We start from the raw sequence: 22,805 nt of genomic DNA, 5'->3' as shown, positions 1-22,805 counted from the left end.
CAAGCCGATTCTGAAGCCGTCCGGACAGTCTAATACGGCGTGCTGCGCGCCGACAGATGCGCCATCGGATTGATGGCTCCGCTCGCGCTGGCGCGCTGGCTGTCCTGCTTCGCTCCGGGCACTGGAAAGGCATAACCAATGATGGTCTTGACGACGAACCGGTCGGATGCGCGGGTCAGGCCGTAGCCGACGCCGAAATCGATGTCGACGTCACCCACCTTGAAGTCGGTCACTGCGAACAAGGTATGCTGCTGTTCGGCGAGGGGGCCGAAATTGCCGATTTTGCCGAAATCGGCATAGTATTCGAGCCCGACATACAGATCGTCCTTCAGCTTGCGCGCCACGCGTGCGGCAGGCGCGAAATCCGCCTCGCCATATCGGCCGAAGCCGATATCGACGATCGGGTTGACGATGAATTCATAGTCCGCATTGCGCACGCCGACGATCGGCCGGATCTCGAGACCCCAGCGGGTCTGCGCGAATTTCGGCATCTCGTAGCTGAGCTCGAAATTGATGCCGTAGAACAAATTGCGGTTATCGGCGTTGGGCGAGACGAACAGCGTGCGCAGCTTGAAGGCGTCGGACAGGAACTGCCGGTCCTGCACGGCAAACGGCAGATAGAGCCCGAGCTCCCACCAATCCGTCATGCCATAGGCAAATTCCGGCGTGCCGTTGAGGCTGTGGTTGGACGGAAAACCGCCGGGAAAGGGCGGGTCCTTCTGGCCGATGCCGACATAGTTGAGATGCTGCTGGACGGTGAGCTGGCCGACCGCCGCGATCCCGGCGTTGTAGACCTGGATTTCGTCGGTTGCTTGTGCCTGGCTGCTGTATCCGACCGCAGCGAGCGCAAGCAGCGCCGCGCCGGCAGTATCTCGATATTGGTGTCGGGATCGCATCGGTGACCTCGCCGTCCTATGCCGCGCCGATCAATATGCCGACCGCGAGCACGATCGCGCCGCCCAGCACGATCTGGAACACCGCCTGCAGGAATGGTGTGTCCATGTAGCGCGAGCGGATGAAGGCGATCGCCCACAATTCGAAGAACACCACGATCCCGGCGATCGCGGTCGCGATCCAGAACGCATTCGCCCACGAATCGGGAACGAGATAGGGGATGGTGTGGCCGAGACCGCCGAGCGTCGTCATCAATCCGCAGGTCATGCCGCGCAGCCAGGGCGAGCCGCGGCCGGTCAGCGAGCCGTCATCGGACAACGCCTCGGCAAAGCCCATGCTGATGCCGGCACCGATCGAGGCGGCGAGGCCGACCAGGAACGTCTGCCAGTTATGATGGGTGGCGAAAGCGGCAGCGAATAGTGGCGCGAGCGTCGAGACCGAGCCGTCCATCAGTCCGGCGAGGCCCGGCTGCACATATTGCAGCACGAACATCCGCCGCCGGGTGCGGTCTTCCTCGGCGCGCACATCGGGCTTGAGGATGTCGCCGGTCAGCTTGACCGCGAGTTTCTCGTGGCCCTTCTCCTCCTCGGCGAGATCGCCGAGCAGGCGGCGTACGCCGGTATCCTCGGCCTTCTCGGCGGCCTTGGCGTAGAAGCGCTCGGCCTCCAGCTCCATGGTCTCGACTTCCTTGCGGATGGTGTCGAGCGGCAAATTCTTGGTCAGCCAGATCGGTCGCCGGCGCAGGAAGCCTTTGACGTCCTCGCGCCGGATCGGCGGCAGATGCGCGCCGAAGCGCTGCTCGTAGGTTTCGAGCAGCCGGTGGCGGTGGCCGCGCTCCTCCTCCGCCATCTCCTCGAAGATCTTTGCGGTATCCGGATAGCGGCTGGCGAGGTCCTCGGCGAAGGACATGTAGATGCGGCTGTCCTCCTCCTCGGAGGCAATCGCGACCGCCAGCACCTCGCGCTCGGTCAGATCGGCGAAATTCTTCACGGCAGCGCCTTCTTCAGTGAGTTTAGAATTAGAATAATTCTAATATTGCGTGGGGCGGTTCGGGTCAATCCGGACGCCGTTTCGTCGTACCGTTTGTGATCACGATCACGGGAACCGGGTGATCCCTTGCCCGTTCGAGTTCCTGCTGCTCATGACCGGGGGACGCAATGACGACCGTCAAATATCGCCTGAACGACGCGCGCCTGGCGCCGCGGCGGACCAAGCTCGAGATTCCGGGCTGGTCGGGCACACGTGAACCGCGCACCGACGGTTCACGTGAGCAGGTCTGGCATTGCGTACCGTTCTCGGAGGGCGCGCAATACGGGATCGAGCTGTTCTACCCCTACGCCTTCGAACTGCACGTCACCACGCGTGACGGCCGTTTGCATCTTGATGCGGATTGGGGCGAGCCGCCCGACAGCGGCGTGCAGTGGCCGCCATTCCGGAATTTCGGCGACACATTCTACACCTACCAGATCCTGCTCGATCTCAAGGTCGAGCAGGGCATGGCGGTCCGCACCGAGCCGCATCCGCGCTTCTACACCGACCGCACCGACACCGTGCCAATCGCCGTTCCGGCGCTGATCCGCAACTGGTGGCCGATGATGTTCTTCTGCGTGTTCAAGGCGCCGGCCGAAGGGCGCACGCACATCTTCCGGCCGAACGAGCCGTTCGCGCAGATCATCGTGATCCCGGATGAGGCGAACTTTCAGCTCGAGCCGATGGGCGAGGAGGAAGCCGCCGAGCGCGAATTGCAGGCGCGCCGCATCTACAGCAATCGGCCCAAACTGGCCGCCGGCACCGAATGGACCTCGTCGACCGACACGGTGTTCGACGGCACCTATCGCCATCTCCACCGCGCCGCCAAGGAGAAGGCGCGAGGAGACTGAGGCGTCGTCGCATCATTGCAGGTAAACCAACGGGGCCCGCAGGCCCCGTTGTCGCGTCGCCCAACCGCCGCGGCTCAGTAGTCGCGCCGATAGAAGCTGTGGTGATGATGGTGGTGGTGATGATGGTGATGGTATCGCCGATAGCGCGGCACCACGATGACCGGAGGTCCGTAGCCACGATCATAGCCGCGATGGTAGCCATGGTGGTGGTGATGGTGATGATGGTGGTGGTGATAGAACTGCGCGAGCTGGACGGTCTCGCGTGCCGGAGGAGGCGTCGCCTCGTCCAGGGCTTGCAGTTTTGCCGAGGCGTTGGTGATCGGCGCCAGCAATTCCGCGTAGGAGTTCGCCTGTAACACGTCAGTCGGCGCGGGTGCCGGCGCAGCTTGCGCGACCCCGAGCGCGCCTAGCGATGCGACAGCTCCCAACAGTCCGGCAATCTTCTTTTCCATAGTCCTCCTCCAGATCGGTCTGCCGGACAAGACCGGCTGACTGCAACGCCAGGTTCCAGGGAATGTTCCCGGAAATTTCCGGAGCATTTCCCTAAGCGTCAACTCGCTATTGCGCCGCACGCGCGAGGAACTGGAGCAGCAGCCGGCTCACCTCGTCCGGCTGCTCCTGCTGCACCCAGTGGCCGGCGCCGTCGACCAGATGACAGCCGATCATTTTGGTACAGGCCTTCGTCTGCATCGCCTCGAATACGCCGGGCCGTTGATAGGTCCCCCAATCCTGTTTGCCGGAGATGAAGGCGGATGGCTGGTCGATGCTACGGCCGCTCCAGGTCTGCAATTCCGCCGTGAATGCGCCTGATGTGCCGCAGCGATACCATTGCAGCCCGCCCTGGAATCCCGTGCGCCGATATTCCGCGCTGTAGTAGGCGAGCTCGCGATCGGGCAGCCAGGTGTTGACGGCGATCGCCTCGCGCGACGGCATCTCCTCGGCGACCGTCGCGGCCATGTCCTTGGCGAGATCCATCACGTAATAGGTCGGCAGTTTTGCCAGTTCACCTGCGGACCATGACTGCAGCGGATACGGCGTGTTGTCTTTCCAGTCCGCGCTCTTGTGATGGTAGTAGGCGCGCAGGAAATCGTGCACGCCCTGCGGCGCGTGATGCATGTCGGCATTGGCCGGTCGAGTCGAATAGTACCATTGGTAATGCTTGCGCGGACGCGGCAGCGCGGCGAGGTCGCGATGCACGGGGTCCTCAGTCGCGGGCTTCGCCGGTTCGTTGGCGATGTTGAACGGCAGTGACGGCGGACCCGCGAACGGCGCGCTCATCATCATGACGGCGCGGAACACGTCGGGGCGGATCAGCGCGCACCACGCGGCAACAGACGAGCCGAAATCATGCCCGATCACCGCATCGACGTGCTGGTAGCCGAACGCCGCGACCAGTCCGAGCGCATCGCGCACCAGATTGGGCAGGCGAAAGGCGGCGAGATCGCCGTCATATTCCGCGCTCCAGCCGGTCGTGCGGCCATAGCCGCGCTGGTCCGGCGCGATCACGTGATAGCCGGCGGCGGCGAGGACAGGCATCACCTTGCGCCAGGAAAACGCCAGCTCCGGAAAGCCGTGCAGCAATAGCAGACAGGGCCGGCCTGACGTCTCGAAGCCGGATTCCAGCACATGCATGTTGAGGCCGTTGATCCCGTCGACATAACGCGAGCGGATGGTGGAAGGCAGCGGGACGTCGGGGAGGGCTTCCATCTGGGATCACCTGTTGGGCATCGCCGCACAACCAGCGCATTTGGCTGTATGCTGGCGGTCATTGTTGTGACGATAGCAACTTTGCCCAGGGGGTGCCTACCGCATGCGCCATGCGAGAATTGCAAAGAGGATTGCAAGAGGGACTGCAAGGCTGCCCGGCGGGATGGCGCGCCTCGGTCTGACGGTCGCGGCTGCAAGCCTGGTGCTGATGTCGGCCGTACGCGCCGCCGACATCAAGCAGCTGACCGAGAAGCTGCCGCGGGCCTATATCGGCGAGTTCCTGTGGGACGGTGACAACACGGTGCAGAACGTCGTCATCACCTTCGACAAGATCAAGGCCCTGAACGAGCAGAATGCGGAGGCGCGCGGCTGCGGTTCATATGAGGTCGGCCGTCACGTGACCAAGATCGGCGTGGAGATGTTCATCCGGCTGTCCGACCTCGAGGTCGAGATCTTCGAACGGTCGCCGGACGACGGCGGAGCGTTCGAGGCCAATGGCAGCCATCGCGGCAAGCTGTCGGCAGATTTGCAGCAGATCGACGCGCAGTGGACCACCACGGCGTCAGGCAAGCACGGCCAGCTGCATCTGCGCGCCGCGGCCTCCGCCGCCTGCGAGCCGGCGGCGGAGTTGTAGGTCTGGGTCAGCAAAGTCCGCAGGTGGGGAGCGAGCGCCGCCCCGATGCACGCTTCACCTTCCCCTGGAGGGGGACGATAAGGAGATCTAGGCCTTCGCCGGAGCCTTCGGCCAATAGCGGTCGCGCAGATGGCGCTTCACCAGCTTGCCGGTCGGCGTGCGCGGCAGCTCCTGCTCGAAGTCGATGCTCTTCGGGCATTTGATCGGCGACAGATGCTGCCGGCAGAACGCGATCAGCTCGGCTTCGAGCGCCTTGCCGGCCTTGCCGATGTCGTGCGGCTGCACCACGGCCTTGACCTCTTCGCCCATCTCCTCGTTCGGCACGCCGAACACCGCAACGTCGGACACCGCGGGATGCGTGATCAGCACGTCCTCGGTCTCCTGCGGATAGATGTTCACGCCGCCGGAGATGATCATGTAGCTCTTGCGGTCAGTGAGATAAAGGAAGCCCTCTTCGTCGAGGTAGCCGACGTCGCCGAGTGTCGACCAGCCCTTGGCATTGTAGGCCTTCTTGGTCTTCTCGGGATCGTTGTGATAGCTGAACACAGGCGCGTCGGCGAAATAGACTTGGCCGATCTGCCCGGTCGGCGCTTCCTCGTCGTTCTCGTCGAGGATCTTGACCTTGCCGACCACGGCGCGGCCGACCGTGCCGCGGTGGGTCAGCCATTGCTGCGAGGTCGAGACCGTGACGCCGTTGCCTTCGGAGCCGGCGTAATACTCGATCAGGATCGGTCCCCACCACTCGATCATCTTGGCCTTCACGTCGACCGGGCAGGGCGCCGCGGCGTGAATTGCGCCTTTCAGAGAGGAGACGTTGTAGCGGGCGCGCACCTCGTCGGGCAGCTTCAGCATGCGCACGAACATGGTCGGCACCAGCTGCGACTGCGTCACCTTGTGCTTCTCGACCTGCTTCAGGAACTCCTCAGCGTCGAAATGCTCCATGATCACGGAGGTGCCGCCCAGCACCGTCGCCATCATGTTGAAGCGCAGCGGAGCCGCGTGATAGAGCGGCGCCGGCGACAGGTAGATGCTGTCGGCGTTCATGCCGCACATGTCGGCGGTGAGAATCCGCAGGAACGGGTTCGGCACGTCGATCCGGTTGCCTTCGAACTCCTTCTTGATGCCCTTGGGGCGGCCGGTGGTGCCGGAGGAATACAGCATGTCGTAGCCGGCGACCTCGTCGGCAACCGGCGTGGTCGGCTGCGCGGCGGCCTCCTTGTCATAGGAGCGGAAGGCCGGTGCCGGCTCGTCCATCATGTAGAACAGCGGTTCGCCCACCTCGCCCTTGATCAGGCCCTTCACCTTGTCGGCGCATTGCGGCGTGGTGATGAACACCTTCGCCCCACAATCCTTGATGATGTAGGCGATCTCCTCTTCGGTGAGGTAGCGGCTGATCGCCGTGTAATAGAGCCCCGAGCGCTGCGCGGCCCAGCAGATCTCCATGAAGGCAAGGCGGTTCTCCATCAGGAGCGCGATGTGGTCGCCGGGCTTCAGGCCGAGCGAGCGAAACAGATGCGCGCCCTGGTTCGAGAGCTCGTCGAGCTCGCGATAGGTGATAGCCTTGCCGCTGCCCGCCATCTGGTAGGCGATCTTGTCCGGATGGTTGCGCGCGTGGATCGACGGATGGGTCAAAGACGTTTCCTCGGGTGATGCGTCGTCCCTGCGAAAGCAGGGACCCATAACCACCGTGTTGTGTTGTTGAAATGAGTTGGGGCCGCAGCCCGGCATAACCACATCGACCTGTGGTTATGGGTCCCGGCTCAAGGCCGGGACGACACCTTTTGCATGGAGGCAGCTACGGCCTCAGCGGAGGCCTCTTACAGCCGCTCGACGATTGTCACGTTCGCCATGCCGCCGCCTTCGCACATGGTCTGCAGGCCGTAGCGCTTGTTGCGCTGCTTCAGGGCATGCAGCAGCGTGGTCATCAGCTTGGTGCCGGATCCGCCGAGCGGATGGCCGAGTGCGATCGCGCCGCCATTGACGTTGAGCCGGGCCGGATCGGCGCCGGTGGTCTTCAGCCACGCGGTCGGCACCGAGGCGAAGGCTTCGTTGACTTCGAACAGGTCGATATCGTCGATCTTCATGCCGGCCTTCTGCAGCGCGCGCTGGGTTGCCGGCAGCGGCGCTTCCAGCATGATCACGGGATCGCCGCCGATCATGGTGAGATGGTGGACGCGCGCCATCGGCTTGACGCCGAGCGCCTTGAGGCCCTTCTCGTTGACGACCATCACGCCGGAGGCGCCGTCGCAGATCTGGCTGGCGCTGGCCGCAGTCAGCTTGCCGTTCTCGGCGATCAGCTTGACGCCCTTGATACCGTCGAGGCTGGCGTCGAAGCGGATGCCTTCGTCGATATGGTGGGTGTCGGTCGAGCCGTCGGCGCGGGTGATTTTCACCGGCACGATCTCGTCCTTGAAGTGACCCGCTTGCGTGGCCGCAATCGCGCGCTGATGGCTGTTGTACGAGTATTCGTCGAGCTCATCCTTCGACAGGCCGTACTTCTCGGCCATCATCTCCGCGCCGGTGAACTGGCTGAACACGATGTTGGGATACTTCGCCTCGATGCCCGGGCTCTTGTAGTGGCCGAAGCCGTTCTTGGCGGGCAGCGAGGAGGCGAGCCCCATCGGCACGCGGGTCATTGATTCCACGCCGGCCGCGATCACGCAGTCCATGGTGCCGCTCATCACCGCCTGCGCCGCGAAATGCAGCGCCTGCTGCGAGGAGCCGCACTGGCGGTCGATCGAGGTCGCGGGCACGCTCTCCGGCAGCTTCGAGGCCATCACCGCATTGCGCGCGATATTGGTGGACTGCTCGCCGGTCTGCATCACGCAGCCCATGATCACGTCCTCGACCTGCGCCGGGTCGACGCCGGTGCGGTCGACCAGTGCATCAAGCACGGTCGCGGCCAGATCGGCCGGATGCCAGCCGGCGAGGCGCCCTCCCTTGCGGCCGCCCGCGGTGCGAGCGGCGGCGACGATATATGCCTCGGCCATGTCTGATCTCCCTGAGGTTTTCTTGGGGGTGGTCTTCAAGTTGGGCCGGATTTAAGGGGCGGTCCAGCATTTAGTCAATCAATCAATTAACTCTTGAGTGCAGCCCCGCCATGGGCTTATGTGCGGCCTCGATTTACCGTCGAGTCCAGACACCAGAGCGGGACCAGAGCGCAGTTGAATACCAGCGTACCGACGAAACTCGCCGCAGGCAGAAACGCCACTGCCGACAAGCTATTGGTCGCAGCCAGCGAGCTGATGATCGAACGCGCCTCGATCGAGGTCTCGCTGTCCGACATCGCGCAGAAGTCCGGGGTCAACGCTGCGTTGGTGAAATATCATTTCGGCAACAAGGACGGCCTGTTGCTGGCGCTTTTGGCGCGCGACGCCGCCACCGAGATATCGCAGCTCGAATATCTGCTGGCGCAGCCGATCACGCCGGCGGAGAAATTGCGCCTGCATATCGGCGGCATCATCCGCGCCTACCACCAGTTTCCCTATATGAACCGGCTGATCCATTATCTCCTGCACGAGAGCTCGGCTGGCGCTGCGGACGAAGTGTCGAAATTCTTCGTCGCGCCGCTGCTGGATTTTCACCGCCGACTGCTCGCCGAGGGCATCAAGGCCGGCCAATTCCGCAAGATCGATCCGGTGCTGTTCTACACCAGCCTGATCGGCGCTTGCGATCACCTGTTCTTCGGCCGCCACGCAATGTCGCGCGCGGTCGGCGTCGGTCCGGTCACCGACGAGGTCTGCCGCGAATACATCAAGCACATGGAAGCCTTGATCTTCGGTGGCGTGCTCAATCCCGATAAGGAAACGGCAGCGATCGCCGCCGGATAACAAGCTCGAAGTCTAGAGAAGAAACGCCCAAGGAAAGGTTGCTCTCATGCAGTTGAAAGACGTTGCCGTTCTCATCACCGGCGGTGGCTCCGGCCTCGGCGCCGCAACCGCGCGCGCCATGGCCGCCAAGGGCGCCAAGATCGGCGTGATCGACCAGAACAAGGAAAACGCCGAGAAGGTCGCCGCCGAGGTGAAGGGCGTTGCCCTGCACGCCGACGTCACCGACGAGGAAGCGATCAAGGCTGCGATCGCCAAGGCCGAAGCCGCGCACGGCGTCGCGCGCGTGCTGATGAACTGCGCTGGCATTGGCGGCTCGCAGCGCATTATCGGCAAGGACGGAACGTACCCGCTGGCGAAATTCGTCCGCATCATCAACGTCAATCTGATCGGCACCTTCAACGTGCTGCGCCTGTTCGCCGAGCGCCTTGCCACCGCCGAGACGATCGGCGAGGAGCGCGGCGTCGTGATCAACACCGCGTCGGTCGCGGCTTATGAAGGCCAGATCGGCCAGATCGCCTATTCCGCCTCGAAGGGCGGCGTGGTCGGCCTCACGCTGCCGGCCGCGCGCGACCTCGCCAGCCTGAAGATCCGCGTCAACACCATCGCGCCCGGCCTGTTCCTGACGCCGCTGCTGATGGGTCTCAACGAAGAAGCCCGCAAGAGCCTCGGCGCCCAGGTGCCGCATCCGGCCCGTCTCGGCGACGCCTCGGAATACGGCAACCTCGCCGTCCACATCGTCGAGAACCCGATGCTCAACGGCGAGACCATCCGCCTCGACGGTGCCATCCGCATGGCGCCGCGCTAACGGCATACTCCGCCGTCGTCCCTGCGAACGCAGGGACCCATACTCCGCGGCGTTTGTAACAGGCAAACCTGGCAGACGCCGCGCAAAACAACAAAAGCCTGTGGTTATGGGTCCCGGCTCGCGCTTCGCTTGGCCGGGACGACGGTCGGGAGGACCATGCGCGTGTCTCAACCGCTGCTGATCGAACATCATGACGGAACAGATTGGGTCACGCTCAATCGTCCCGAGAGCCTGAACGCGCTCGATCCCTCGCTGATCGATGCGCTCAATGTCTATTTCCAGGGCTTGCAGCGCAATCGCGACACTCGCGTCGTGGTGCTGAAGGGCGCCGGCGCGAATTTCTGCGCCGGGCTCGACCTCAAGCACGCGATGGCGCGACGCGGCGGCCAGACCGAACCGCCGAGCGTCACTGACTCCCTGGACTCGCAGCGCCGCATTGCCGACATCGTGATGCTGATGCGGCGTGCTCCGCAGCCGATCATCGCGCTGGTGCAGGGCGCGGCCGCCGGCGGCGGCTTTGCGCTGGCGCTTGCCGCCGACATCCGCATCGCGGCGAAGAACGCGCGCATGAACTGCGCCTTCATCAAGCTCGGGCTCGGCGGCTGCGACATCGGCACCAGCTATTTCCTGCCGCGCCTCGTCGGCGTGTCGGTCGCCTCCGAATTGATCCTGACCGGGCGCTTCATCAACGCCGATCGCGCGCTCGCCGTCGGTCTCGTGTCTGAAGTCGTCGAGGCCACCGATCTCGATAGCGCTGCCAATCCTTATGTCGATGCGATGATGACAGCCTCACCGGTCGGTCTGCGCCTCTCGAAGGAATGCATCAACATGAGCGTCGATGCCGGCTCGATCGAGGCCGTGATTGCGATGGAGGATCGCAACCAGGTGCTGTGCAGCCGCTCGGAGGATTTCCAGGAGGGCATCAGGGCCTTCCTTGAGAAACGAAAGCCTGTCTATATCAGGCGCTGAGAACAGATCCTCAAAAGGACAAGAATTCCGGGAGACGCAAAATGGATGGAGACGCGGCGATGCTGACGAAACCCGCCTTCCGCAAGGTGGATTGGCTCGCACGTGACATCGCGATTGATCGGCGCGACGACGGCACCGTCGTCCTGAAGTCGCGGATCCCGCTCCAGGCCTACGAGACGCACATCCCGGCCTATCTCGCCAAATGGGCGGCGCAGGCGCCGGAGCGCATCTGGCTCGCGCAACGCGGCGGTCCCGACCGGCAGTGGCGCAAGGTCTCCTATGGCGAAGCCAAGCGCACCGTCGATGCGCTGACGCAGGGCCTGCTCGATCTCGGCATTGCCGAGGGCAGGCCCGTCGCGATCCTCTCGGGCAATTCGATCGAGCACGCGCTGATGACGCAGGCCGCGATGCAGGCACGGCTGCCGGCCGCGCCGGTGTCGCCGGCCTACTCGCTGATGAGCCAGGATCATCTCAAGCTCAAATATCTCTTCAACCTGATCAAGCCCGCCGTCGTGATGGTGCAGGATGGACCTGCCTTCGAGAAGGCGCTGAAAGCGCTCGATCTCAGCGGCATCACGGTCGTCCACGTGCTGCGTCCCTGCGAGGGCATCAAGAGCGTGGCGTTCGCCGATCTCGCGGCAACGAAGGTCACGGCCGATGTCGACGCGTCGATCGCGAAGATCACGCCTGATACCGTCGGCAAGCTGCTGTTCACCTCGGGCTCGACCGGCATGCCGAAGGCCGTCATCAACACCCAGGAGATGATGTGCGCCAACGCGGCGATGATGATGCAAGTGCGGCCACGCGAAACGGCCGGGCCGATACCGACCGTGCTCGACTGGATGCCGTGGAACCATACCATGGGCGGCAACGCCGCGTTCAATCCGGTGCTGGTCGACGGCGGCACGCTCTATATCGACGACGGCCGGCCGATGCCGGGCCAGCTCGAGGAAACCATCAGGAATCTGCGCGAGGTCTCGCCGACCTATTACGCCAACGTGCCGGCCGGCTATGCCGCGCTTGCGGCCGCGATGGAGAAGGACGAGGCGCTGTGCGAGAGCTTCTTCAAGAACCTCTCGATCATGGCCTATGGCGGCGCGCGGCTGCCCGACGATCTCTATGACCGCATGCAGGCGCTGGCGGTGAAGACCACGGGCGAGCGCATCGTGTTCTACACCGGCTGGGGCTCGACCGAGACCGCGCCGACCTCGACCGGCACCTATTGGGACACCGAGCGCGTCGGCCTGATCGGCCTGCCGTTCCCGGGCGTCGAGCTGAAGATGGTGCCGTGCGGTTCGAAATACGAGTTGCGGCTGCGCGGCGTCAACGTCACGCCGGGCTATTTCGGCCAGCCGGACCTCACGGCGAAGATGTTCGACGAGGAAGGCTTCTACTGCATCGGCGATGCCGGAGTGTTCGTCGATCCCCAGGATCCGCTGCAGGGCATCATCTTCGCCGGCCGCGTGGTCGAGGACTTCAAGCTGACCACCGGCACCTTCGTCCATGTCGGCTCGCTGCGCACCGATGCGATCGCGGCCGCGACGCCGGTCGTGCATGACGCGCTGGTGGCGGGGCAGGATCGCGAATTCATCGGCCTGCTGTGCTGGCCGAACCTGCATGCCTGCCGTCAGCTCGTCGGCAATGCGGACGCGAGCTATGAGGACGTGATCCGGCACCCGGCCGTGATCGCCTGTCTCGAAAAGGGCTTGCAGGCCCACAACGCGTCCACCACCGGCAGCAGCATGCGGATCGCGCGCGCGATGCTGATGGTCGAGCCGCCGTCGATCGATGGCAACGAGCTCACCGACAAGGGCTATATCAACCAGCGCGCTGGCCTCGAACGCCGCGCTGCACTGGTCGAGAAGCTCTATGCCGAGCAGCCCTGCGGCGAGGTGATCGTGCTGTGCTGAGGCAAGACTCTCTCCACTCGTCATTCCGGGGCGCGCGAAGCGCGAGCCCGGAATCCGTCTTTCAGCGAATCCGGAGCCCGATGGATTCCGGGTTCGCGACTTCGTCGCGCCCCGGAATGACGAAGAACACGTGACAGCAAGAAAAAAGGAAACGCCATGAATTTCGATTTCTCCGACGAACAGAAGCAGATGCGCGACGAGGCGCGGAAATTCCTGAGCGAACAGTGCCCGCCGAAGGCCGTGCGCGAAGTGCTCGACGGCAAGGCGCCGTACGACAAGTCGCTCTGGAAGGGTCTCGCCGAGATGGGCTTCCTCGGGGTTGCGATCCCCGAACAGTTCGGCGGCGCTGGCGCCGGCCATCTCGAGCTCTGCGTGATCGCCGAGGAAATGGGCCGCGCGCTGGCGCCGGTGCCGTTCTCCTCCACCGTCTATCTCGCCGCCGAAGCGCTGCTGATCGCGGGCAGCGACGCGCAGAAGCAGAAATGGCTGCCGAAGATCGCCTCCGGCGATGCCATCGGTACGCTGGCGCTGTTCGAGGGCAAGGGCAATCCGTCGCCGAAGGCGGTCAAGGTCACGGCCAATGGCGGCGTGCTCAACGGCGTCAAGAAGCCGGTTGCGGATGGCGCGATCGCTGATTTCGCCGTTGTCGCGGCGCGCACCGGCTCGAGCGGACGCGAGTCCGATATCTCGCTGTTCATCGTCGATCTCAAGGCCGGCGGTGTCGAGATCAAGTCGCTGACCAACATCGATCTCACCCGTGGCCAGGCCGAGATCACCTTCAAGGATGCCAAGGCCGAGCCGCTCGGCGCCACCGGCGAGGGTTGGAGCGTCATCACCCAGGTGCTGGATCGTGCGGCCGTGCTGATGGCGTTCGAGCAGGTCGGCGGCGCCGATCGCGCCCTGGAGATGGGCCGCGACTATGCGCTCGACCGCATCGCGTTCGGCCGTCCGATCGGCTCGTTCCAGGCGGTCAAGCACATGCTGGCCGACATGTACGTCTCGGCGACCCTGGCGCGCTCGAACTGCTACTACGGCGCCTGGGCGCTTTCCACCAACGCCGGCGAATTGCCGGAAGCGGCCGCCGCCGCGCGCATCAGCGCGACGCAGGCGTTCCAGCACTGCGCCAAGAACAACATCCAGGTTCATGGCGGCATGGGCTTCACTTGGGAGTTCGACTGCCACATGTACTACCGCCGCGCCAACGCGGTGGCGCTCGGGCTCGGCAGTCTTTCCTATTGGGAAGACGCGCTGATCGATCACATGCGCAAGAAGAACGCGGCGTAAGCGGGGACCGTCATGAATTTCGACGATACCCCGCAGGAGGCCGCATTCCGCGCCGAGGCGAAAGCCTGGATCGGAACCAATGCGCCGAAGCAATATGAAGACGAACTGCGCAAGGCCTCGCTCGGCCGCGTTGCGCTCAAGGGCGCCAACATTCTCGAGGTCGCCAAGGCCTGGCAGAAGAAGAAGGCCGATGCCGGCTGGGCCTGCCTGCACTGGCCGAAGGAGTATGGCGGCCGCGGCGCCTCGCCGATCGAGCGTGTGATCTGGCAGCAGGAGGAGGGCCCGTTCGGCCGCCTCAGCTCGATGTTCATCATCGGTCACGGCATGTGTGGGCCGACCATGATGGCGTTCGCCGGCGAGGAGCAGAAGCGCAAATATCTGCCGCCGCTGGCCTCCGGCGAGAAGATCTGGTGCCAGTTGTTCTCCGAGCCCGCCGGCGGCTCCGACGTCGCCGGCCTGCGCACCCGTGCCGAGAAGCACGGCGACGAATGGGTGATCAACGGCCAGAAGATCTGGACCTCGGGCGCGCATTATTCCGACTACGGCATCCTGCTGACCCGCACCGATCCAACGGTTGCCAAGCACAAGGGTCTCACCATGTTCTTCCTGGACATGAAGAGCCCGGGTGTCGAGGTCAGGCCGATCAAGCAAGCGAGCGGCGCGTCCGACTTCAACGAGGTCTATTTCACCGACGTGCGAATTCCGGACTCGCAGCGGCTCGGCAACGTCAATGACGGCTGGAACGTGTCGCTGACCACGCTGATGAACGAGCGCATGTCGATCGGCGCCGGCGTCGCGACCGGCTTCCCCGAGCTGTTCGATTTCTGCAACAGCCTGATGCTGGAGGATGGCCCCGCGATCGAGAACCGCGCGGTCCGCTCCAAGCTTGCGAGCTGGGCGGTGAAGGCGAGCGGGTTGAAATATACCAGCATGCGGGCGATCTCCGCGCTGTCGCGCGGTGAGCGCCCGGGACCGGAGAACTCGATCGGCAAGCTGGTCGCCGGCTCGATGATCCAGGATGTCGCGACCTATGCGCTCGACCTGCAGGGTGCCGCCGGCGCCTTGAGCGGGCCCGAGGATGCCGAGGTCGCCGGCAAGTTCCAGGCGATGCTGCTCCGTGCGCCGGGTACCCGCGTCGAGGGCGGCACCGACGAGATCATGCGCAACATCATTGCCGAGCGCGTGCTGGGCCTGCCCGGCGATATCCGGGTCGACAAGGACGTTCCCTTCAACAAGATCCCGACCAAGGGCCGCGCCTGAGCGCGCGTGAAATCAAAAAGAGGTTCGCCATGAATTTCGATGACACGCCGCAGGAAGCCGAGTTCCGCACCACTGCGCGCAAGTGGATCGCCGCCAACGCGCCCAAGGAGTTCGAGGCCGAGCTCTCGAAGTCGTCGCTCGGCCGCATCAGGCTCGCCAAGCACGACATGGTCGAGGTCGGCAAGGCCTGGCAGAAGAAGAAGGCGGAAGGCGGCTGGGCCTGCCTGCACTGGCCGAAGGAATATGGCGGCCGTGGCGCCACCCCGATCGAGCGCGTGATCTGGCAGCAGGAAGAGGGCGTCTACGGCAAGCTCACCCAACCGTTCCAGATCGGCGAGGGCATGTGCGGCCCGACCGTGATGGCCTGGGGCAGCGAGGATGCCAAGCGCCGCTATCTGCCGAAGCTCGCTGCGGGCGAGGAGATCTGGTGCCAGCTGTTCTCCGAGCCGTCGGCCGGCTCCGACGTCGCGGGGCTTCGTACCCGCGCCGAGAAGAAGGGCGACAACTGGGTCGTCAACGGCCAGAAGATCTGGACCTCGGGCGCGCACTACTCCGATTACGGCCTGTTGATCGCGCGTACCGATCCGAATGTGCCCAAGCACAAGGGCCTCACGATGTTCTTCCTCGACATGAAGAGCCCGGGCGTCGAAGTGCGGCCGATCAAGCAGGCCAACGGCATGCAGGAATTCAACGAGGTCTATTTCACCGACGTCGTGATCCCGGACAGCCAGCGCCTTGGTGCGGTCGGCGAGGGCTGGAGCGTGTCGCTGACCACGCTGATGAACGAGCGCATGTCGATCGGCGCGCGGCTTGCGACCGGCGTGCCCGAGATGTTCGAGTTCTGCTCCAACCTGATGCTCGAGGACGGGCTTGCGATCGACGATCCGGCGGTCCGTTCCAAGCTTGCGAGCTGGGCGGTGAAGGCGAGCGGGCTGAAATACACCAGCTACCGCGCCATCTCAGCGCTGTCGAAGGGCGAGCGGCCGGGGCCGGAGAATTCCATCGGCAAGCTCGTCTCCGGCCTGATGCTGCAGGACATCGCGACCTATGCGATGGACCTGGAGGGCGCAGCCGGCAGCCTCACCGGCACCGATGAGGAGCAGGCCAACGGCCAGTTCCAGCAGATGCTGCTGTCGTCGCCCTCGATGCGCATCGCCGGCGGCACCGACGAGATCCTCCGCAACATCATCGCCGAGCGCGTGCTGGGCCTGCCCGGCGACATCCGGGTCGACAAGGACGTGCCTTACAACAAGATCCCGACCAAGGGGCGCTGAGCATGGATGCGAAAACGAACACGCGCTATTCATCCGAAGACCGCATCGGTGCGCTCGAGGAGTTGCTCAACGAGCGCTACTCGGTGCGAGCGTTTCTGCCGCGTGAGGTGCCGCGCGAGGTCATCGAACATATCCTCAGTGTCGCGCAGCGCACCGCGTCCTGGTGCAACAGCCAGCCCTGGCAGGTGCTGATCGCGAGCGGCGAGGCCAAGGAGCGTTTCCGCAAGGCGATCTATGCCGAGGCCGCGTCCGGAGCCAAGGACGATCACGACTTCACACCGCCGCGCGAATATGTCGGGGTCTATCTGGAGCGGCGCCGCGAAAGCGGCTTCCAGCTCTACAACACGCTCGGCATCGCGCGCGGCGACAAGGCCGCCTATTCGAAGCAGGCGCTGGAGAACTACAATTTCTTCGGCGCCCCGCATGTCGCCGTCATCCACACCAACGAGCCGCTCGGCATCTATGGTGCAATCGACTGCGGCGGATATGTCTCGAACTTCATGCTGGCCGCGCAGGCGCTCGGGCTCGGCACCATCCCGCAGGCCGCGCTCGCCCGCCATTCCGGCTTAATCCGCCGCCATTTCAACCTGCCTGACGATCGCCGCGTGGTCTGCGGTATCTCGTTCGGCTATGCGGATCATGCACACAAAGTGAACAGCTACCGCACGTCACGCGCAACTGTGGCTGATACTGTCACATTCGTTGATGTATAGTTTCCTCAAGGCGGGACTTATCCCTCTGCCGAGGACAAGAAGAAGCGACACGAGAAACGTCAAGAAGAACAATGGCGAACAACGCCGCTCCGACGCCGGCTGAGATCAGCTGGCAACTGCACCGGCTGCCTGCGCTCGAGCGCGACGCGTTCATCGCCGCGCATTATCTGGGGCAGGGCGTCGCGTGGAAGACGCGTTTCTTCGACGCGATCGACTGGGGCGCCGGTTCGGTACTGCAATTCAGCTTCCTGCAACGAGGTTGGCACCGCCATGCGCGTCTCGACAATCCGATCTATGCCTATATCGATATCGAGCAACATCCGGAAACACGCGGCCTGCGCCGCGGCCGTCGGATCGATCTCCAGGGCACGATCAAGGCGATTGATTTCGTGACCGGGATTACGCTGACGCTCGACAAGTTCGAGATATTGCCGGTCAATCTTGTCGATCGCTTCGTCATCAGTTCGGACAGCCGTTACTGACCATTGGCCCGGCGCTTTGCCACGCGCCGCGGCGGTGCGTCGGCATAGCGCTCAGCCATTGCGCCGGTGAGTTCGGCCATCTTCTCGCGCAGTTCGTCGGGCGCGGTCACCTCGGCCTCGGCGCCGAGCCGCAGCAGCTCGCTCGCCGCGTGCCACACGGTCTTGCCGACCGGCATGGTGGCGACGCGCCAACCGTCGGTGTCGGTGCCATCGGCGAGCCGCATCCGCGCCTTCACGTAAGGATGCGCCAGCGCATCGAACAGCTTCAGCCCGAGCGGCGACAGCCGCACCGTGGCCTCGTTCGGATGCAGCTCGGCCTCGAGCCGCTCGATCGAGTCGCGCCAGTAGGCCGCGAGGTCGAAGTCTGCCGGACGCGTGAACGGCCTCTCCAGGATCGTGCAATCCAGCACCCGCGCGACGCGGTAGGTGCGCACATTGCCGTCGACGAGACCGGCAAGATACCAGCTGCCGCCCTTCAGCACGAGGCCGAGCGGCGCCGCGCGCCGCCGCTTCTCGGCCTTCCAGCTCTGGTAGCGGATCTCGATCAGGTTCTCGCGCAGCACCGCGCCGGCAATCGCGCGCAGATGCTTCGGCTCCTCGGTTTCGCCGAACCAGTTCGGCGCGTCGAGATGGAAACGCTGCTGCAAGCGGTTCGCGTTGGGGCGCAAGTTCTCCGGCAGCGCCGCCATCAGCTTGGTCTGTGCCGCCATCATCGCGGCATCGAGGCCGAGCGCGGCGGCGGGTCCCGGAAGCCCGGTCATGAACAGCGCCTCGGCCTCGCCCTGCGACAGCCCATTGAGCCGCACCCGGTAGCCGTCGAGCAGCCGGTAGCCGCCCTCGGCGCCGCGGTCGGCATAGACCGGCACGCCTGCGGCCGAGAGCGCGTCGATGTCGCGATAGATCGTGCGCACCGAGACTTCGCAGGCCTCGGCCAGCTCGGGCGCGGTGACCTGTCCCCGCGCCTGCAGGGTGGTAAGGATGGAAAACAGCCGGCTCGCGCGCATGGGGAAAATCATACCTGACACAGGATGTCAGGTATAGGCGGACATAAAGGGATCATGCCCCTGTCGGCGCAAGGAGACCTGCCATGACCACCGCTGCCCCCACCGACCGCCTCACGCTGTATTACTCGCCGCAGAGCCGCGCCACCGGCACCCGCGTGCTGCTCGAGGAACTCGGCGCGCCCTATGATCTGCACATCCTCAACATGAAGGCGGGCGAGCAGCGCAAGGACGCCTATCTCGCCATCAATCCGCTCGGCAAGGTGCCGGCGATCCGCCACGGCGACGCGCTGGTGACCGAGCAGGTCGCGATCTTCATCTATCTCGCCGATCTGTTTCCGCAGGCCGGCCTGACGCCGGCGCTGAACGACCCCCGACGCGGCCCGTATCTGCGCTGGATCGCCTATTACGGCTCTTCGTTCGAGCCGGCCGTGATCGATCATTTCATGAAGCGCGTGCCGGCGCCGATCACGCAATCGCCCTATGCCGATTACGACACCATGCTGGCCGCACTCGAGGCGCAGCTCGCCAAGGGGCCTTATCTGTTCGGCGAAGAGATCACGGCGGCCGACATCCTCTGGGGCGTTGCGCTCTCCTGGACCATGATGTTCGGTATCGTGCCGAAACGGGACGTGTTCGTCCGTTACGCTGAACGCATCGTCGCGCGTCCGACCTTCGTCCGGATCTCGAAGGCCGACGACGAGATGGCGGCGCAGCATGCCGTCGCCGCCGGAGTGTGATACGGATCGTGCCGATGGCGAAAGTCCTGCACAGCACCAACTGCTTCAACACCCTGATCCGCGTCGCCGAGGATTGCCCGGCGCAGCGCGGCGAGGAGCCGCAGCCGCGCGGCGGCCAGCCGACGGTCGCCGTGCTGCAATACCGGATGATTGCCGGCGCGCCCTATAAATACACGTCCGACGATGTGGTGTTCGCCACGTCGTCGGCCGGCCGCGCGCTTGATGGCAAGGCGGGGAAGAAGGAACGCGGCCTTGCCCGCGAGACGTTCTTCTCGCGCGGCCAGGCCTGCATGCGCGCCTCGCCGCTCGGTAAGCGTTTCGGCTGGGGCGTGCACGCCGACGCCGAAGGCCGCATCGCGATCTACGCCGTCGACAGCAAGCGCTACCAGGCGCTGGCTGGTGATCCCGAGGTCGCGCAGACGCGCGCGATGCGGAGCAAGCGGGCGTAGCGGGTCGCTGCTTCACCTCCCCCTCCAGGGGAGGGTGAGACGCTATCCGGCCGTTCGACTAAAACCTTGGCGCCCGCTTCTCGGCGAACGCCTTGATGCCTTCCTTGATCTCGTCGCCGCGCATGCTGTCGCGGTGGCGTTGGTCGGCGGCGGCCTCATCGAGCTCGCCGCGGGCGAATTCGTTGATGGCGCGCTTCATGCCGGCCATCGCCTTCGGCGCGTTGCCGGCCAGGATCGTCGCCAGCCTGTCCACTTCCTCGTCGAGAATTTCGGGCGGCACCATCGCGGTGAGGTAGCCGATCCGCAGCATCTCCGGCGCCGAGATCTTCTGCGCGGTCAGGAACAGCATCTTGGCGTTGTCGACGCCGAGCCGTGTGACATAGCGCTGGATGCCGCTCTTGTAATAGTGTAGCCCGAGCCGCGCCGCGGGCATGAACATCTCGGCGGTATCGACGCCGATACGGAAGTCGCAGGCGAGCGCGAGGTCGGTCGAGCCGCCATAGACGCCGCCATTGAGCCGGCAGATCGTCGGCACGCTCAAATCCTCGAGGCGGTTGACCACGACCTCGAACGCCGAGCCCGCGCTCTGCTGCTCGCTGGCGCTCACCGCGCGCTCCGCCACTGAGTTGAGATCGTAGCCGGCAGAGAACGCGCGGCCGGTCCCGGTCAGCACCAGCACCCGGATCGCCGGATCAGCCTCGATCCGGTCGAACAGCCGGACGAGGTCGCCGAGGTCCTCGGCCTGCAACCGGTTGAGATGCTTCGGTCGGTTGAGGCGGACCGTGGCGCGCGCGCCCGCGATTTCGAGCACGGGTCCGCTGGCGGTGTCAGCCGCATCAGCCATCTTGGTCTCCATCATTGATTCTCACGTTCGCGCCGCCTCGCCTCGGCGTCGATGGTCTCGGCGAGATCGGGATGCCTTGCCATCAACAGGCGGAAATCGACGAGGTCAAGCACCAACAGCCGGGTCACCTTGCTGGTCGAGACGCTGGCGCCGCGCTTGGCGTTGCCGAGCAGCGCCATCTCGCCGAAGAACGCGCCTTCGCCGAGCTTGACCTTGCGCCCGGGCAGGTCGACCTCGACTTCGCCGGCGGCGACGAAATACATGCAGTCGCCGTTGGTGTCCTTGCGGATGATCATGGTGCGCGGCGGCAGATCCATGGTCCGCAGCATCTGGGTGACGTCGGCGATCGCGGCCGGGCCGAGATGCGCGAAGAACGGTACCTTGCTGACCGTCTCCCAGGTTTTCAGAAAATTGTCGCGGCGGGTCTCGTTGGCAAAACCGGTCGCCAGAATACCGGTCCATAGCCCGAACACGCCGAGGCCCGAGATCATCACCATGGCGGCGACCACGCGGCCGAGCGGGGTGATCGGCACCACGTCGCCATAGCCTGTCGTGGTCAGCGTCACCACCGCCCACCACAGCGCCGCCGGCACGCTGCCGAAGGTTTGCGGCTGGACGTCGCGCTCCAGGAAATATTCGGCGACCGAGGCGAGGAACACCACCATCAGGAAGATCACGAGCACGCTGAGCAGCGGCCCGGACTCCACCACCAGCACGCGCCGGAGCTGGCGCAGGCCGGGAATGCCGGGCACCACCTTGAGCACCCAGAGCACGCCGAGCAGCCATGCTGTCTTCGGCTCGATCCCGGAGAGCAGCGCCAGCGGCACCGCCAGCGCGCCGATCGCGTCGACGATGCCGGCGCTGGACAGCTGGTAGAACCAGAACTTGTCCTGCCGTCGCATGTGGCGCAGCCGCACCAGCCATTCGAACACGAAATAGGCCAGGCAGGCCCACAGCAGAGCGTCGACCCAGCGCGGGACCGCGTCATAGGCAGGCGCGACCGTCAGCAGCGTCATCATGGCGACGCCTACCGCGACCGCGACATAGGCCGCAGTGGTCATGTTGCGACCGGCGGTGGCGGCAACGAAGCGCGTCAAGGCCGGAAGGACGAGCGGCTTGGACATCGGAACGGTGCTTGCCTGTCGCTGAACTGCGGGAATCGAGACCCCGCGCGTGGCCGGGCCGAGGTCACAACGTGCCTCTCCCGGTTGAGGCCGTCAACGCGCAGGCGGTGGCGGCATGATCGCGGCAAAAGGCCCATAGGCCGGACGAATGGCATAACCATGTTGGCCCGATTTTGCGCCCGCGAATGTGAGAAATCGGACAAATCGTCGCCTTTTCCTTCCTATATCAGGGGATGTTGGCCTGCGACGCGAGGGTCGGCAACCTCGGCAGGAATGAAGCGACTAATAAGGCGATCTGTTCATTTCTTGAGGATTGGTTGGTTTCCGATGGATACCTCACATCTCGCGGAGCACGCCGGCGCCGCCGGCAGTTTCTTCGCATCGATCTTCGTGGTCGCGACGCTGTCGATGCGGACCATGATCCCGTTGCGCGTCTTCGCCATCCTGACCAACATCATCCTGATCGTGACCGCGATCCCGACCCACAATTACGCGACGCTGATCCTGCATGCCGTGCTGCTGCCGGTGAACACCTATCGTCTGCACCAGATGCTGCAGCTGGTCCGCAGCGTGAAGCGATCGGTCAACAGCGACCTGTCGATGGACTGGCTGCGGCCGTTCACGACGGAGCGCAAATGCGCCGCGGGCGAGGTCCTGTTCTACAAGGACGAGAAGGCCGACAGCATATTCTACATCGTCAGCGGCCGCTTCCGCCTGGTCGAGTCCGGCATCGAGCTGCCGGTCGGCGCCCTCGTCGGCGAATTCGGCATGCTGTCGCCGTCGAACACGCGAACCCAGACGCTGGAATGCGTCGAGACCGGCATGGTGCTGTCGGTGACCTATGACCAGGTCGAGCAGCTCTACGTCCAGAACCCGGCGTTCGGCTTCTACTTGCTGCGTCTGTTCTCCGCCCGCCTGTTCCAGAATATCGCGACGCTCGAGCAGCGGCTCGCGCAGCAAGCCACACCACCAGTCGCGGAGCCCAAACCTGCATGAGCCCCGCGA

Annotated in this window: 23 protein-coding genes; 14 read left to right on the top strand and 9 right to left on the bottom strand. The window is 64.7% G+C overall.

The features are described from left to right. Window positions 1–29: 29 nt before the first annotated feature. Window positions 30–896, bottom strand: a complete 867-nt coding sequence (locus CK489_RS05320; RefSeq protein WP_128089578.1) for a hypothetical protein — start codon at window positions 894–896, stop codon at window positions 30–32. A gap of 16 nt (window positions 897–912) precedes the next feature. Next, window positions 913–1,884, bottom strand: coding sequence for an iron exporter MbfA (gene mbfA, locus CK489_RS05315; RefSeq protein ID WP_095731538.1), 972 nt, complete (start codon window positions 1,882–1,884; stop codon window positions 913–915). Between the two features lie 167 nt (window positions 1,885–2,051). On the opposite strand from mbfA, the gene CK489_RS05310 reads away from it, so the two are divergent. After that, on the top strand, window positions 2,052–2,774 hold the full coding sequence (locus CK489_RS05310) for a hypothetical protein (protein WP_095731537.1): 723 nt from the start codon (window positions 2,052–2,054) through the stop codon (window positions 2,772–2,774). Window positions 2,775–2,848: 74 nt separating this feature from the next. Here CK489_RS05310 and CK489_RS05305 read toward each other — a convergent pair whose 3' ends face one another. Together CK489_RS05305 and CK489_RS05300 are read right to left on the bottom strand one after the other, a co-directional pair. Next, window positions 2,849–3,226 carry a hypothetical protein gene (locus CK489_RS05305; RefSeq protein WP_095731536.1) on the bottom strand — a complete coding sequence of 126 codons (378 nt, stop codon included), beginning with the start codon at window positions 3,224–3,226 and terminating at the stop codon, window positions 2,849–2,851. A gap of 106 nt (window positions 3,227–3,332) precedes the next feature. After that, on the bottom strand, window positions 3,333–4,481 hold the full coding sequence (locus CK489_RS05300) for an alpha/beta fold hydrolase (RefSeq protein WP_095731535.1): 1,149 nt from the start codon (window positions 4,479–4,481) through the stop codon (window positions 3,333–3,335). A gap of 163 nt (window positions 4,482–4,644) precedes the next feature. Here CK489_RS05300 and CK489_RS05295 point away from each other — a divergent pair, with 163 nt between their 5' ends. After that, a complete protein-coding gene (locus CK489_RS05295) occupies window positions 4,645–5,115 on the top strand; it encodes a hypothetical protein (protein WP_245350260.1) in 471 nt (156 codons plus the stop codon). An 87-nt stretch (window positions 5,116–5,202) separates the two neighbouring features. Here the strand turns inward: CK489_RS05295 and CK489_RS05290 are convergent, their stop codons facing one another. Further along, a complete protein-coding gene (locus tag CK489_RS05290; RefSeq protein WP_198960834.1) occupies window positions 5,203–6,747 on the bottom strand; it encodes an acyl-CoA synthetase in 1,545 nt (514 codons plus the stop codon). Between the two features lie 185 nt (window positions 6,748–6,932). Then, complete coding sequence (locus tag CK489_RS05285) at window positions 6,933–8,105, bottom strand: acetyl-CoA C-acetyltransferase (RefSeq protein WP_050629535.1); 1,173 nt, start codon at window positions 8,103–8,105, stop codon at window positions 6,933–6,935. 174 nt (window positions 8,106–8,279) lie between these two features. Between CK489_RS05285 and CK489_RS05280 the strand changes: the two genes are divergently transcribed. The 9 genes from CK489_RS05280 (at window position 8,280) to CK489_RS05240 (ending at window position 17,642) form a co-directional block, all read left to right on the top strand. Continuing rightward, complete coding sequence (locus CK489_RS05280) at window positions 8,280–8,945, top strand: TetR family transcriptional regulator (protein WP_095731532.1); 666 nt, start codon at window positions 8,280–8,282, stop codon at window positions 8,943–8,945. Between the two features lie 46 nt (window positions 8,946–8,991). After that, window positions 8,992–9,750: an SDR family NAD(P)-dependent oxidoreductase gene (locus CK489_RS05275; protein ID WP_050629536.1), complete on the top strand. Its 759-nt coding sequence runs from the start codon at window positions 8,992–8,994 to the stop codon at window positions 9,748–9,750. A gap of 162 nt (window positions 9,751–9,912) precedes the next feature. Beyond that, complete coding sequence (locus tag CK489_RS05270) at window positions 9,913–10,719, top strand: enoyl-CoA hydratase/isomerase family protein (RefSeq protein ID WP_095731917.1); 807 nt, start codon at window positions 9,913–9,915, stop codon at window positions 10,717–10,719. A 41-nt stretch (window positions 10,720–10,760) separates the two neighbouring features. Then, on the top strand, window positions 10,761–12,629 hold the full coding sequence (locus CK489_RS05265) for an AMP-binding protein (RefSeq protein WP_095731531.1): 1,869 nt from the start codon (window positions 10,761–10,763) through the stop codon (window positions 12,627–12,629). 156 nt (window positions 12,630–12,785) lie between these two features. Next, a complete protein-coding gene (locus CK489_RS05260) occupies window positions 12,786–13,913 on the top strand; it encodes an acyl-CoA dehydrogenase family protein (RefSeq protein WP_095731530.1) in 1,128 nt (375 codons plus the stop codon). A gap of 12 nt (window positions 13,914–13,925) precedes the next feature. Further along, window positions 13,926–15,173, top strand: coding sequence for an acyl-CoA dehydrogenase (locus CK489_RS05255; RefSeq protein WP_095731529.1), 1,248 nt, complete (start codon window positions 13,926–13,928; stop codon window positions 15,171–15,173). A 29-nt stretch (window positions 15,174–15,202) separates the two neighbouring features. After that, window positions 15,203–16,447, top strand: a complete 1,245-nt coding sequence (locus tag CK489_RS05250) for an acyl-CoA dehydrogenase (RefSeq protein WP_095731528.1) — start codon at window positions 15,203–15,205, stop codon at window positions 16,445–16,447. Between the two features lie 2 nt (window positions 16,448–16,449). After that, a complete protein-coding gene (locus tag CK489_RS05245; protein WP_095731527.1) occupies window positions 16,450–17,160 on the top strand; it encodes a nitroreductase in 711 nt (236 codons plus the stop codon). A 71-nt stretch (window positions 17,161–17,231) separates the two neighbouring features. Next, entirely contained in the window at window positions 17,232–17,642 is a 411-nt protein-coding gene (locus tag CK489_RS05240) for a hypothetical protein (RefSeq protein WP_095731526.1), read from the top strand. Here the strand turns inward: CK489_RS05240 and CK489_RS05235 are convergent. Next, window positions 17,636–18,646 carry a helix-turn-helix transcriptional regulator gene (locus CK489_RS05235; RefSeq protein WP_095731525.1) on the bottom strand — a complete coding sequence of 337 codons (1,011 nt, stop codon included), beginning with the start codon at window positions 18,644–18,646 and terminating at the stop codon, window positions 17,636–17,638. The genes CK489_RS05240 and CK489_RS05235 overlap by 7 nt on opposite strands. 83 nt (window positions 18,647–18,729) lie before the next feature. Between CK489_RS05235 and CK489_RS05230 the strand changes: the two genes are divergently transcribed. Together CK489_RS05230 and CK489_RS05225 are read left to right on the top strand one after the other, a co-directional pair. Beyond that, window positions 18,730–19,383, top strand: a complete 654-nt coding sequence (locus CK489_RS05230; protein WP_095731524.1) for a glutathione S-transferase family protein — start codon at window positions 18,730–18,732, stop codon at window positions 19,381–19,383. Window positions 19,384–19,397: 14 nt separating this feature from the next. Continuing rightward, window positions 19,398–19,832 carry a DUF6157 family protein gene (locus CK489_RS05225; RefSeq protein WP_050629542.1) on the top strand — a complete coding sequence of 145 codons (435 nt, stop codon included), beginning with the start codon at window positions 19,398–19,400 and terminating at the stop codon, window positions 19,830–19,832. Window positions 19,833–19,890: 58 nt separating this feature from the next. On the opposite strand, the gene CK489_RS05220 is transcribed toward CK489_RS05225, so the two are convergent. Both CK489_RS05220 and CK489_RS05215 read right to left on the bottom strand, forming a co-directional pair. Beyond that, window positions 19,891–20,676 carry an enoyl-CoA hydratase/isomerase family protein gene (locus CK489_RS05220; RefSeq protein ID WP_095731916.1) on the bottom strand — a complete coding sequence of 262 codons (786 nt, stop codon included), beginning with the start codon at window positions 20,674–20,676 and terminating at the stop codon, window positions 19,891–19,893. A gap of 11 nt (window positions 20,677–20,687) precedes the next feature. Continuing rightward, window positions 20,688–21,800 carry a cyclic nucleotide-gated ion channel gene (locus CK489_RS05215; RefSeq protein ID WP_095731523.1) on the bottom strand — a complete coding sequence of 371 codons (1,113 nt, stop codon included), beginning with the start codon at window positions 21,798–21,800 and terminating at the stop codon, window positions 20,688–20,690. Between the two features lie 327 nt (window positions 21,801–22,127). Between CK489_RS05215 and CK489_RS05210 the strand changes: the two genes are divergently transcribed. Continuing rightward, window positions 22,128–22,796 (top strand): Crp/Fnr family transcriptional regulator, encoded by a 669-nt coding sequence (locus CK489_RS05210; RefSeq protein ID WP_095731522.1) that lies wholly within the window; start codon window positions 22,128–22,130, stop codon window positions 22,794–22,796. Window positions 22,797–22,805: the final 9 nt, after the last annotated feature.

The organism is Bradyrhizobium sp. UFLA03-84, assembly GCF_002289535.1.
Classification (GTDB): Bacteria; Pseudomonadota; Alphaproteobacteria; order Rhizobiales; family Xanthobacteraceae; genus Bradyrhizobium; species Bradyrhizobium viridifuturi.
This window is presented reverse-complemented; position numbering and strand designations above follow the sequence as displayed.

Coding starts and splice junctions, on each gene's coding strand:
- CK489_RS05320 (WP_128089578.1), bottom strand. CDS start 896: ATGCGATCCCGACACCAATATCGAGATACTGCCGGCGCGGCGCTGCTT.
- CK489_RS05310 (WP_095731537.1), top strand. CDS start 2,052: ATGACGACCGTCAAATATCGCCTGAACGACGCGCGCCTGGCGCCGCGG.
- CK489_RS05305 (WP_095731536.1), bottom strand. CDS start 3,226: ATGGAAAAGAAGATTGCCGGACTGTTGGGAGCTGTCGCATCGCTAGGC.
- CK489_RS05300 (WP_095731535.1), bottom strand. CDS start 4,481: ATGGAAGCCCTCCCCGACGTCCCGCTGCCTTCCACCATCCGCTCGCGT.
- CK489_RS05295 (WP_245350260.1), top strand. CDS start 4,645: ATGGCGCGCCTCGGTCTGACGGTCGCGGCTGCAAGCCTGGTGCTGATG.
- CK489_RS05285 (WP_050629535.1), bottom strand. CDS start 8,105: ATGGCCGAGGCATATATCGTCGCCGCCGCTCGCACCGCGGGCGGCCGC.
- CK489_RS05275 (WP_050629536.1), top strand. CDS start 8,992: ATGCAGTTGAAAGACGTTGCCGTTCTCATCACCGGCGGTGGCTCCGGC.
- CK489_RS05265 (WP_095731531.1), top strand. CDS start 10,761: ATGGATGGAGACGCGGCGATGCTGACGAAACCCGCCTTCCGCAAGGTG.
- CK489_RS05260 (WP_095731530.1), top strand. CDS start 12,786: ATGAATTTCGATTTCTCCGACGAACAGAAGCAGATGCGCGACGAGGCG.
- CK489_RS05255 (WP_095731529.1), top strand. CDS start 13,926: ATGAATTTCGACGATACCCCGCAGGAGGCCGCATTCCGCGCCGAGGCG.
- CK489_RS05250 (WP_095731528.1), top strand. CDS start 15,203: ATGAATTTCGATGACACGCCGCAGGAAGCCGAGTTCCGCACCACTGCG.
- CK489_RS05245 (WP_095731527.1), top strand. CDS start 16,450: ATGGATGCGAAAACGAACACGCGCTATTCATCCGAAGACCGCATCGGT.
- CK489_RS05240 (WP_095731526.1), top strand. CDS start 17,232: ATGGCGAACAACGCCGCTCCGACGCCGGCTGAGATCAGCTGGCAACTG.
- CK489_RS05235 (WP_095731525.1), bottom strand. CDS start 18,646: ATGCGCGCGAGCCGGCTGTTTTCCATCCTTACCACCCTGCAGGCGCGG.
- CK489_RS05230 (WP_095731524.1), top strand. CDS start 18,730: ATGACCACCGCTGCCCCCACCGACCGCCTCACGCTGTATTACTCGCCG.
- CK489_RS05225 (WP_050629542.1), top strand. CDS start 19,398: ATGGCGAAAGTCCTGCACAGCACCAACTGCTTCAACACCCTGATCCGC.
- CK489_RS05220 (WP_095731916.1), bottom strand. CDS start 20,676: ATGGCTGATGCGGCTGACACCGCCAGCGGACCCGTGCTCGAAATCGCG.
- CK489_RS05215 (WP_095731523.1), bottom strand. CDS start 21,800: ATGTCCAAGCCGCTCGTCCTTCCGGCCTTGACGCGCTTCGTTGCCGCC.
- CK489_RS05210 (WP_095731522.1), top strand. CDS start 22,128: ATGGATACCTCACATCTCGCGGAGCACGCCGGCGCCGCCGGCAGTTTC.